This is a genomic window from Candidatus Pristimantibacillus lignocellulolyticus (assembly GCA_023639215.1).
GTDB classification, from domain to species: domain Bacteria; phylum Bacillota; class Bacilli; order Paenibacillales; family Paenibacillaceae; genus Pristimantibacillus; species Pristimantibacillus lignocellulolyticus.
In genome coordinates, this window is sequence record CP097899.1 from 1,122,501 (window position 1) to 1,134,955 (window position 12,455).

A 12,455-nucleotide genomic window follows, 5' to 3' on the forward strand; every position below is an offset into this window, starting at 1 on the left:
TTTTTTGAATTTACCACTCTTAGAATAGACCTGGAATCTTCATTCCGCCAGTGTACTTACCCATATCCTGGTTAGCTAGTTCTTCTGCTTTTGTAAGAGCATCGTTAACAGCTGTTACAACAAGATCTTGTAACATTTCAATATCTTCTGGATCAACAGCTTCTGGACTAATTGCAATATTAAGCAGTTTTTTGTGACCGCTAATTGTAACCGTTACAACACCACCACCAGCACTTCCTTCAACTGTTTTTGTTTCAAGTTCCTCTTGTGCTTTAAGCATTTGTGCTTGCATTTTTTTAACTTGTTTCATCATTTGGTTCATATTATTCATTACATTCACCTCATTAGATTATTTGTCTGTTACCACAACTAGATCTTCACCAAATAACTTTACAGCTTCTTCGATCCAGATCGGTTGTTGCTTAGTTTCATTTATAGAAATATCCTCAGGCTCTAGCTCTAATGCTTCTGTCGGAGATTGTGATGTCCCTTCCATAGCATTTTGCCAGTCCTTGAGCATGACGGTAACCAATTGGTAAGGCTTACCCAGTACTTCTTGGGATACTTGTTCAATTAATTCTCGATGAGTTGGTTTTTCCGTTGTTTCGCGATGGATTTCATTTTTGAACGTTAATAACAATTGTTGATCAACTGCAGATACTAGTTCACTATCTCTCAACCAAGCATGCACAGTCACTTTACGATCTTTCACTCGCATTAACACATCGCTCCAGTTCATTCGAGCTTGATTAGTCTCTTGTGAACTAGCTGCAACAACATATTGGTCTAATTTAATTTTCGGACGATTGACGCCCGTACTCGTAAATGATTTACGTGTGACTGTTCGATCGGTTGCATTCGATGCAGCTGGCGTAGCTTGTATTCCTTGCTTCATTAGCTGGGCTAATTTACCCTCTAACTTTTGCACATGTTGTCGTAGTTCTACAATCTCGTGGCTACTTGCAGCTGAAGCACCACCTTGAACACCACTACTAGATTGCGAAGTTGAACAAAGTTTTAAGAGTGCAACTTCCAAAAGTGTTTGCGGCTGAGCAGCATGGCGTAACTCTTGTTGATAATGATTCAATGTTTCAATCATACTAAACAATGATTCTGGGCTATACGACTCTGCCATCTGTATAAATCTTTCATGATCTACGATTCTTTCAGTAGCTGCATTACCTTGCGGGGCAAGTTTTAACACTAACAAGTCACGGAAGTAATAAATAAGATTCTCCATGCACTTATCTGGACTTTTACCACCTTGCATAAGCCCCTCAACAAGTGGCAGCATTTTCGATACATCCCGCTCCTTGATCGCTTCTGCTAATTGATAAAATTGTTCAGCAGCAATACCGCCTGTGACATCTACTGCAGCTTCTAATGTAATATTGCGATCAGCAAAGGCAGCCGTCTGCTCTAATAAGCTGATAGCGTCACGCATGCCACCTTCTGATAATCGTGCAATATAAGCGAGTGCTTCATTAGTCGCTTCAATACCTTCTTCTTCACAAATCTCTTGAAGTCGCTCAACCTGCTCTGAAGTAGAAACCTGCCTAAAATCAAAGCGCTGACAACGTGAAATAATTGTAGCAGGCAACTTATGTGGTTCCGTTGTTGCTAATATGAATATAACATGTGGAGGCGGTTCTTCCAATGTCTTCAGAAGTGCATTGAATGCTTCTGCAGTTAACATATGAACCTCATCGATAATATAAACCTTAAATCGAACTTCCGTAGGAGCATATCTTACTTTATCGCGTATATCACGAATTTCATCAATACCACGATTTGATGCCGCATCGATTTCAACAACATCCATAATATGTCCTTCTGTTATTCCAATACAATTATCACATTGATTACAAGGTTCGATAGATGGACCATGTTCACAATTGACAGCCTTCGCCAATACTTTAGCAGTTGTTGTCTTACCAGTACCACGAGGGCCGTTGAACAAATATGCATGTGAAACACGTTGTTCACGTATCGCATTTTGTAGCGTCTGTATAATATGCTGTTGTCCGACCATATCCTTGAACATCTGCGGACGCCAAGAACGATATAGAGCTATATGTGACACGTTACGTTCTCCTCTAATTTCTATATAGTAAATCATATAGTTATTTCGTCATCTCATTATACTACATGTATTGTCTTAACAACATATTTTCACACAATTACACACAAAAATACCTGCCAATCATTAAGAGTACACTCTTACCATTGGCAGGTTATTTGTAGGCTACGCCTTTTGTTCATTCATTTAGTACCGTGCACCTATCTTCGATAGAAGCGATCCAAGCGACTTTCTTACTACATAGCTCGAGCAAGGCACTCCCTCGGCACATGAACTAACTTACTTATGGCTGCTTCCTTCCGGACCTGACCAGGTTCATAAGCGTCCATTGCGAAGGACCCCACTGTCAACACTACTTGCAAGCGTCAGACCTCACATCGACAACACCTAGAATAGGAATTCAACCTCGCTATAGCGGATTGCGAGTTACAGGGCACCGCTACCTCCCCATCTAGCACGGCAAGAATCAGTATATTACAATATGAGCAAAAGTGCAACCATCTCACAATCTGTTCACAAAAGTATGTTATATTTATTGGCCACATACTTTGATGTTTTCGCATGTTTATGTTGTATGGACACTGGTTTTGCGGTCTATTGCGACGTTTTCTCGTATCTATACTGCATAGACACTAGTTTTACGGTCTATTGCGACGTTTTCGAGTGTTTCTACTGCATAGACATTAGTTTTACGGTCTATTGCGACGTTTTCACGAATTTTTGCTACATAGACACTAATTTCACAGTCTATTGCGAAGTTTTCGCGTATTTATGCTCCGTAGACACTAGTTTTGCGTTACATTATGACGTTTTCGCATACTTATATCCTAAACAGTACATGAACACTGTAACGCACGATAATTGGGGCTGTAGCACAGTCTCCGTCGACTATGCTACAGCCCCAATCATTGTGACCACTAGCACCAAGATTGATATAATAAAAAAAAGCCTCCGATGGCTTGTACAAGCCACCGAAGACTTTCCTATGTTCCCTATAATAGGCACATATACGATATGGATTAGATACCGTATTTCTTTTTGAAACGATCTACACGACCGCCTGCATCCAGGAACTTTTGCTTACCCGTGAAGAATGGGTGGCATGCGGAACAAACTTCTACTTTAAGAGTCGATTTAATCGAACCTGTTTCGAAAGTGTTGCCACAAGAGCAAGTTGCTGTAACGGCGTGGTATGTCGGATGAATACCTTGTTTCATCTCGTTCACCTCTTTCTGCCCTGGATCTCATACGGACCAGAGTTTTATGCACATAAAATGAGTTTAACAGACTAAAGGTTCAATTGCAATGGAAAAGATGCGTAACCTACTTGCGTCTAAATCCCTCTGGTGGTACATGAGTATAGGAACCAATAACTACGTCTGGTAACTCTTCACGGAATATTTGAAGCATCTGCTTCATACCGTAAATTTCACCTTTAGCTTTAGGAATAAGATTCAAATAACTTTCAGGATCGATATTAAGATTCCTCATTTGAATCATTTTAAGTTTTGTACGTTTACAGAAATCAATCATTGCTTCTATTTCTTCTTCACGATCTGTAACTCCTGGGAAGATCAAATAGTTAATAGATGTATATACACCTTGCTCAGCAGCATAGATCAAAGATTTCTCAACATTTTGTAGTGTGTACCCTCTAGGACGATAGTATGCATTGTAATGTTCCTCTACAGCACTAATCGTACTAACACGCATAAGATCAAGTCCCTCATCGACAATAGCACGGATAAAATCAGTAATTCCGGCATTCGTGTTAATGTTAATGTAGCCTTGATTAGTCTGACTACGAACTTGCTTCATAGCTTCAACAATTATTTTAACTTGAGTCGAAGGTTCACCTTCACAACCTTGTCCAAAACTAATAATAGAATCAGGGTGTTTCAAATGTTCAAGCATAACCTGTGCTACTTCATCAACTTGAGGCTTGAAATTCATTCGAGTCTGAGGCGCAACAAATCCGCTATCATCAGGTTGTTCAGAAATACATCCGAAACAGCCAGCATTACATGAGAATGATACAGGCACCCCGCCCTCCCAACGATTCAAGAACGTGTTAGAAGCCGTAAGACATTCATATTCAAGTGCACAATTAGAAAGGTGCTTATACAGACGATTTTCCGGATATGTCGTTAGAAGTCGATCTACTTCGATCTTCAGTTCATCACGATCGCAATTTTCCGGATCCCAACGTTCAGGCTCATCGCATTGTTCAGCGGTAACATAGAACTCCCCATCTTTCCAGACAACCGCTGTATAACCGAAGAGTGGGAATTTCTCATTCGGATCTGATTTCACATATCCAGGAATATTCAGACGAGTATATCCTTGCGGAAGCAATGCTCCTACCGCCTGTGCTCCATCACCTATAACTTGCATTTCACCTGTATCTGGATCAAGTGCAATAGGCTTACTGAATGGCAGACTAACAAGTGTCGCTCCATCAGGTAAGGGGATTAATTCATCCTCCATAATCTCCACAATCATATCGCCACTTCTAGCTAACGCAATATAATCTGGATGATCATATACATTTCCTTGTTCATCTGCATATACGAGATTCATGTTGCCCTCCTAAAACTTTTTGTGACTTCATCGAAATACTTCTTGAATACAAAAAGTACATCGAAAGCATACTCAAAACTTCTCAAAGCTTCCAAATAGACTTCAACGTAATTGAAAAGTACATCGGAAGCAAGAATCTATCTTTTTGTGACTTCATCGAAATACTTCTTGAATATATAAAGTACATCGAAAGCATACTCAAACTTTTCAAAGCTTCCAAATTGACTTCAACGTAATTGAAAAGTACATCGAAAGCTTAATCTAATATTTTATCCAAACCATGTTTTGTAAATGAAAAGTACATCGAAATGAAAAGTACATCGAAAGTAAAATCCCATTCTCTCGATGTACTATAAGATATACTTCTCGAATTTAATAAGCACATCAGTATTTCACTTAATTAATGAAGTTCATTATTTTACAATTTGAGAGGATTGCGTTGTTCTAGTAGGCGGTTTGCGAGTAGTAGATGATGATGCAGGTCTTTTGGCACCAGACAACTCTTGCTTAGGCTTATCTAGTTTTGGAGTATCGGTGGCAGTATCCAATGACATTAAGAACTGCTCATTATTCTCCGCATCTTTAATTTTCTTCAGGAATTGATCAACAAATTCGAAGGAATCATTCATGTTTTTACGGATTGCCCATATTTTCTCAAGCTCATCCTTAGAAAGTAACAGTTCTTCTCTACGAGTTCCCGAACGACGAATATCTATAGCAGGGAATAATCTACGCTCAGCAAGCTTACGATCGAGATGAAGCTCCATATTACCCGTACCCTTAAATTCTTCATAAATAATATCATCCATACGAGAACCCGTCTCTATTAATGCGGTAGCTAAAATAGTTAAGCTACCACCTTCTTCAACATTACGAGCCGAACCGAAAAAGCGTTTAGGACGATGGAATGCCGCTGGGTCAATACCACCACTTAATGTTCTACCAGATGGCGGAACGTGAAGATTGAAAGCTCTAGCAAGTCTGGTAATACTATCTAATAGAATGACAACATCTTTTTTATGCTCTACAAGACGCAAAGCACGCTCAAGTACAAGTTCAGCTACTTTAATATGATTTTCTGGAAGTTCATCAAAGGTAGAAGCAACAACTTCACCTTTCACAGAACGTTGCATATCGGTAACTTCTTCTGGACGCTCATCAATAAGAAGAATAAACAACTCAATATCAGGGTTATTCGTTGAAATACTGTTGGCAATTTCTTTCAAGAGTAGAGTCTTACCTGCTTTTGGAGGAGCGACAATAAGTCCACGTTGTCCTAGACCTACTGGTGCTAATAAATCCATAATACGAGTGGAGATTTTATTTTGCTGTGTTTCTAGCGTTAATTTCTTGTCGGGATAAAGTGCAGTAAGTGCAGGGAAGTGTAAACGTTCTTGTGCCGTTTCAGGACTTTCTCCATTAACTGCATTTACTTGAAGTAGACCATAATAACGTTCACTATCTTTAGGTAGTCTACATTTACCCGATACTAAATCTCCGTTTCTCAGATCAAATTTACGAATTTGAGAGGCTGAGATATAGATATCCTCTTTACTAGGTAAATAGTTGATCGGACGTAGGAAGCCGAAACCATCCGGCAACACTTCCAATACGCCTTCCATAAATAAAAATCCACTTTTCTCTGCTTGAGCACGTAGTATAGCAAAAATTAGTTCTTTCTTTTTCAATTGACCATAATACGGAATTTGATATTGTTTTGCGAGCTTATATAGCTCAGTCAACTTCATATTCTCCAAATCAGCAATTTGAAGATCTGACATGATCTCACCACTTTATTATAAAATATAGAATCAGCTATTGATTAATCAGCATTGCCTGATCATCATGAATCTATTCTATGACAGTGCTAACTGTTTACTCTCCCGAAGTCTAGCTATCTTCTCTCCACACTTCAGCACCTAGTATACTCAAATTCTCAACTAGTCGATCATAACCGCGATCGATATATTCTACGTTAGTAATTTCCGTGACTTCGTCTTTTACAGTAAGGGCAGCCACAACAAGTGCCGCACCAGCACGAAGATCTGCCGCTTTTACTTTAGCAGCTCTTAAAGGACCACCTTCAATTACAGCTGTTCTACCTTCAACACGAATATTAGCTCCCATTAACGCTAATTCTGGAACATGTTTAAACCTAGTTCCATAAACATAATCAGAAAGTAAACTCGTACCCACTGCACAAGTAAGCAAAGAAGTCATTGGAGATTGCATATCAGTTGGAAAACCAGGATACACAAGTGCTTTCACATCAATAGCGTTATACTCTTGTTTACCAATAATACGGATGGATTCATCATATTCGATAACCTCAACACCCATTTCTTGCAATTTGGCAGTAAGTGCCTCAAGATGTTTAGGAATAACGTTATCGATTAACACATTTCCTCTAGTAGCTGCTGCTGCGATCATATACGTTCCCGCTTGAATACGATCAGAAATAACAGAGTGACGGCAACCTTTCATCTCACTCACGCCTTCAATACGAATAGTTTCAGTACCCGCACCTTTAATCTTTGCACCCATAGCAGTCAATAATGTCGCTACATCAACGATTTCCGGCTCTTTTGCAGCATTTTCAATAATAGTAACACCAATTGCACGTGATGCAGCAAGCATAATATTGATCGTTGCACCAACACTAGCTACATCAAGATATATTTTCGCTCCGCGTAATTGCTCAGCTTTTATATGCAAAGCGCCTTGTTCATTCGTCACTACCGCACCTAACGCTTCAAAACCTTTAATATGTTGATCGATAGGGCGAGGTTCAAAGTTACAGCCTCCAGGCATTCCAATAGTCGCTTCTCCGAAACGACCAAGCAGTGCTCCCATCAAATAATAAGATGCACGAAGCTTTTTGACATTACCGTTAGGCATTGGTTTAGATATTAAATGTGTAGGATTTATACGAATTTCATCGTCTTTTCGAGACACAACTGCGCCCAATTCCTCGAGTATTTCTGCATAAATAGCTACATCGCTAATGTTAGGTAAATTATCTAAAATCACTTCAGATTCAGCTAAAACTGCTGCTGGTAATAAAGCAATCGCACTATTTTTGGCTCCACTAATTGTTACCGTTCCGTTAAGTGGATTACCTCCGCGTATCATTAATTTCTCCATTAATCTATTGGTCCTCCCGTTGCTTGGAAGTCTACATAGTAAAAACCGCCGCATGCGTGCCCTCAAAAAATGAGAAAGCGCACTGACAACAGGCGGTTTACATGTGTCCCTTGTCCCATGTTTCTAATATTCCGTAGTGTTTAATAGATAACATTATATATAGGATCAAATTTTCTAATCCCTATCCATTTAAATTATATCTATATTATGCTAAGTCAGCGAAGAACATACATTCTTTCGAACAAGTTCACACTCACTACTAAGCAAACTAATTCAACGATATTATAGCATAGTGTACTCTGATTTCATACCGCATATTAAAACTACAAAATAATAGAAGCATCGCCACGATAACGTAACGACGCTTCCATTCATTAACCTTCAGCTAGTTGTGAGTTGTAAGTACTGTTATAGTTCAATTGAAAATTAACTTCAACTCGAAGTTCATCAATATCAAACGGCTTTGTGAAGTGCTTCACTGCACCCAGATCAGTCGCTTTCTTAATCATATCTAGTTCACCGTAGGCTGTCATCATGATGACTTTAATTGTAGAATCAATTGACTTAATATGCTTCAAGATTTCAAGACCATCCATACCTGGAATCTTCATATCAAGAAGCACAAGATCAGGGCGATTATTACGTACAATGTCTAGGGCAATTTTGCCGTTAGACGCTTGAAATGTGTTATAACCTTCAGAACTAAACACCTCATGCAACAGAAGTCTAATTCCATTCTGATCATCTACTATGAGTACTCGTTGCTTTTCCAAGCTATTTCTACCCCCTATAGCCTTCACCATAATAATGTGACGGGAATGTTACTATAAAAGAGTATTCGATGTAACTTTTAACTTTTCCTGCTAATTTGCAAATAATTCAACAGTAATTCCAAATTTTAATAATATTTTATTGTTGAAGAGCTGCTTCTACAAAGTTTTGGAATAATTGTTGAGGACGATTAGGTCTTGATGTAAATTCTGGATGGAATTGAACTGCTAGGAACCACGGATGATCCTTAACTTCTACCATTTCAACTAATCTTCCATCTGGAGATGTACCAGAAATAACAAGCCCAGCTGTTTCCAATGCTTCACGATACTCATTGTTAAACTCATAACGATGACGATGACGTTCATATACAAGCTCGTCATTGTATGCTTTATAAGCATTAGTTCCTTCAACAACTTTACAAGGATATAAACCAAGACGCATTGTTCCACCCATATCTTCGATATCTTTTTGATCTGGTAATAGATCAATAACTGGATATGGAGTTGAAGCGTTAATCTCAGAACTGTTCGCATTTTCAAGACCTAGAACATGTCTAGCGTACTCAATAACTGCTACTTGCATACCAAGACAAATTCCGAAGAACGGAACTTTTTGCTCACGTGCATAACGAATTGCTGAAATTTTACCTTCAATACCACGATCACCAAAACCACCAGGAACAAGAATACCTTGCACACCTTGTAGCTTGTCCACAACATTAGCATCTGTAAGTTCTTCTGCGTCAACCCAACGTAGTGAGATAGAAGAATCAAGAGCAATACCTGCATGGTTCAACGCTTCTACAATACTCAAATAAGCATCATGTAGTGCAACGTATTTACCAACAATCGCAATTTCAACATTCTTTTTCAATGATTTCACACGATCAACTAGTGCTGTCCATTCCACCATGTTTGCTGGAGGAGCATCTAATTTCAAGTGATTTAGAACAATTTCATCGAAACCTTCAGCTTGAAGTTGTAATGGTACTTCATACAAAGTAGAAGCATCACGACATTCAATCACTGCATTCGTATCTAAATCGCAGAATAGACCAATTTTACGTTTCAAATCATCTGCTAATGGATACTCCGTACGGCATACGATAATATTCGGTTGAATACCAATAGAACGAAGTTCTTTAACACTATGTTGTGTCGGTTTTGTTTTCACTTCACCGGCAGCTTTAATATATGGAATTAACGTAACGTGAACGTACATCACGTTATCACGGCCAATATCACTCTTAATTTGACGAATCGCTTCTAAGAATGGAAGACTTTCAATATCACCGACAGTACCACCAATTTCAGTAATTACAACATCAGCACCCGTTTCTTTTCCAGCGCGGAATACACGTTCTTTAATCTCATTAGTAATATGAGGAATAACTTGAACCGTTCCACCTAGATAGTCACCACGACGTTCTTTTGTAATAACATTGGAATAAATTTTACCTGTTGTAACATTGCTGTTTTTTGAAAGGTTAATATCAATAAAGCGCTCATAGTGACCTAAGTCAAGGTCTGTCTCTGCTCCATCATCAGTCACAAAAACCTCACCATGTTGATAAGGACTCATTGTTCCTGGGTCCACGTTAATATATGGATCAAATTTCTGAATCGTAACTTTTAGTCCTCTGTTTTTAAGCAGTCTTCCCAAAGATGCTGCAGTAATCCCTTTACCTAATGACGATACAACGCCGCCCGTTACAAAAATATATTTGGTCACTGTGATAATACCCTCCATGCTTTAGTTATGTTTTAGCTATTCCCAAATGTTAATAATTCAAGCCTGATCCCTTCATTTTCCCAAAGGTTTTTAGCTTATCTATGACCTGTACAAACAAAAAAAGTGACACCCGTAGCACGGGGGCACTTTTCTCACAAGGTATATAATGATACATCAATATGTTCAGCTGTTTCTATAGCCCATAGGTTAGTTTACTCTCCCCTATTGCTCATGTCAAGCATAACTGAAGAACTAATAGAGTAACATTTTATTCCTCTATTATTGATCTAAATTGATGAACCAATTATTTGTCTTCTTCTTCAAAATCTTCGTATTCTTCTTCTGCAGCTTCTTCAAGAGAGATCTCTTCATCTTCAATGTCTTCTTCATCCAACTCTACATCTTCTTCTGTAGCGTCTTCTTCATCAGATTCACTAAAAGTCTCTTCTTCACGATAAGCACCAAACTCATCATCTTCAGCTGTGTAATTTTCTTCCTCTTCTGCATAAAGATCTTCATCTTCATCCATATCGTCTTCGTCATTAATAATACGAGTACGTTTGGTATTTCCAACTGGATCTTCTGCACGTTCCACTGGGTACCAGCGTTTCAGGCCCCAAACATTATTCCCTACACAAGCAAAACGTCCATCAATATTGATTTCAGTATACACTTGAGCAATGAATCTGTTGATTCCATCCTCACTAAGACCACGAATTTTTGCAATTTCCATCATTAGATCACGGTAAAAGTACGGCGTGTTAGCTGCTTTTAGCACCTCAAATGCCAAATCAACCATTGGCATTTCGCGAATACGTTCAGGATCCAATTTTAATGTGTAACCGCTCATAACGACACATCCTCTCTTGCTATCTAAATAAGTAAGTTGTAAGCATCTTAATAACAATAGTCACAGTATAGTAAACCTTATTTCATATAAAAAAGCAAGTTGTTCCTATTCGAAGACTTAACAAATTGAATAAAAAACAAAAAGCGAAGGGGGGCACCCTTCGCCGTGACTGTATCCTTCCTAATGATGGTAGTCACCTTTAGGCATAAATGAGCTTTGAACTCATCTTTCATTTTATGTAACAATATCCATTTTGACACGGATATAAGCCCATTATTATTAAAAAAGGCGTTTGCATATACACATCACCTCTTCCGCACATACAATATCGAACACTGTATTCGGGAGGGAATAGAAATTAATGAAATCAAAGCAACTAGACGACAGCACTATTCAACTACAGTCCTCCACAGCAAGCAAGAAACTCATTCATAATGGGATACCTTGGGGGATCGATAAAGTGAGAGCTCCTCAAGTTTGGCAATATACAACTGGACGTCAAATCGTAATTGGCGTCATAGATACAGGTATTGATTTTCATCACCCCGCTCTGAAAGGTTCAATTCTTCCGGGTGTTAATCTAATTAACCGTGGAATGCCTCCTATTGACGATAATGGTCATGGTACACATATCGCCGGTACTATAGCAGCTTCCAATCCTGTAAACGGCATGATTGGCATAGCCCCTCACGCACTCATAGCTCCTGTAAAAGCTTTCGATAACAATGGCAGTGCATATGTCTCCGATATTATCCAAGCGATTGACTGGTGCGTACGTAATGGCGTTGACGTTATTAATATGAGCTTTGGGATGAGAACTAGAAGTAAAGCTATGCTAAACGCCGTCATTCGCGCTTATAACAAGGGAGTTATTATTGTTGCATCATCAGGCAATGAGAGCAAGAAAAAGTCTATTGATTATCCCGCTCGCTACCCTCAAACCATTGCAGTTGGAGCGACTAACTCCACCCGAAAAATAGCCCCCTTCAGCAATCAAGGATCTTATATTGATATCTATGCTCCAGGTGATCGCATTGTGTCAGCTTGGCTTAACGGAGATTATCATGAGATGAGCGGAACGAGCATGGCCACATCACATGTTAGTGGCGCTATTGCACTTTTGTTAGAACGTTCCCCTAACTTAAAACCTATCGAGATCAAAGCCATACTGAAAAAATCGATGCAGCCTTTGAAGTATGCTAAAGCTCGGAAAGCAGGAGAGCTTGATATCGTGAAGATGTTACAAGTTGCCAAGGAGGGGTAGTTCAAAACCGTTAAGTCCCAAACAAAAAGAGG

At 39.0% G+C, this 12,455-nt stretch carries 10 protein-coding genes and 1 other RNA gene; 1 reads left to right on the plus strand and 10 read right to left on the minus strand.

Annotation, left to right across the window (positions count from 1 at the left end):
• Window positions 1-19: 19 nt before the first annotated feature.
• The 10 genes from NAG76_04590 to rpoE form a co-directional block, all read right to left on the minus strand.
• Window positions 20-331, minus strand: coding sequence for a YbaB/EbfC family nucleoid-associated protein (locus NAG76_04590; protein ID URN95527.1), 312 nt, complete (start codon window positions 329-331; stop codon window positions 20-22).
• A gap of 18 nt (window positions 332-349) precedes the next feature.
• Window positions 350-2,083 (minus strand): DNA polymerase III subunit gamma/tau, encoded by a 1,734-nt coding sequence (dnaX, locus tag NAG76_04595; protein ID URN95528.1) that lies wholly within the window; start codon window positions 2,081-2,083, stop codon window positions 350-352.
• Window positions 2,084-2,272: 189 nt separating this feature from the next.
• Window positions 2,273-2,540, minus strand: an RNA gene (gene ffs, locus NAG76_04600) — signal recognition particle sRNA large type.
• A 559-nt stretch (window positions 2,541-3,099) separates the two neighbouring features.
• The gene (gene rpmE / locus NAG76_04605) at window positions 3,100-3,297 is read right to left on the minus strand and encodes a 50S ribosomal protein L31 (GenBank protein URN96766.1); all 198 of its coding nucleotides are present in this window, start codon (window positions 3,295-3,297) and stop codon (window positions 3,100-3,102) included.
• Window positions 3,298-3,403: 106 nt separating this feature from the next.
• A complete protein-coding gene (locus tag NAG76_04610; GenBank protein ID URN95529.1) occupies window positions 3,404-4,660 on the minus strand; it encodes a radical SAM protein in 1,257 nt (418 codons plus the stop codon).
• A gap of 413 nt (window positions 4,661-5,073) precedes the next feature.
• Complete coding sequence (gene rho, locus NAG76_04615) at window positions 5,074-6,441, minus strand: transcription termination factor Rho (GenBank protein ID URN95530.1); 1,368 nt, start codon at window positions 6,439-6,441, stop codon at window positions 5,074-5,076.
• A gap of 109 nt (window positions 6,442-6,550) precedes the next feature.
• Entirely contained in the window at window positions 6,551-7,804 is a 1,254-nt protein-coding gene (locus NAG76_04620; protein URN95531.1) for a UDP-N-acetylglucosamine 1-carboxyvinyltransferase, read from the minus strand.
• Window positions 7,805-8,178: 374 nt separating this feature from the next.
• On the minus strand, window positions 8,179-8,607 hold the full coding sequence (locus NAG76_04625; GenBank protein URN95532.1) for a response regulator: 429 nt from the start codon (window positions 8,605-8,607) through the stop codon (window positions 8,179-8,181).
• 106 nt (window positions 8,608-8,713) lie between these two features.
• A complete protein-coding gene (locus tag NAG76_04630) occupies window positions 8,714-10,309 on the minus strand; it encodes a CTP synthase (GenBank protein ID URN95533.1) in 1,596 nt (531 codons plus the stop codon).
• A gap of 304 nt (window positions 10,310-10,613) precedes the next feature.
• Complete coding sequence (gene rpoE, locus NAG76_04635) at window positions 10,614-11,159, minus strand: DNA-directed RNA polymerase subunit delta (GenBank protein ID URN95534.1); 546 nt, start codon at window positions 11,157-11,159, stop codon at window positions 10,614-10,616.
• A gap of 361 nt (window positions 11,160-11,520) precedes the next feature.
• Between rpoE and NAG76_04640 the strand changes: the two genes are divergently transcribed.
• Window positions 11,521-12,423, plus strand: a complete 903-nt coding sequence (locus tag NAG76_04640) for a S8 family peptidase (protein ID URN95535.1) — start codon at window positions 11,521-11,523, stop codon at window positions 12,421-12,423.
• Window positions 12,424-12,455: the final 32 nt, after the last annotated feature.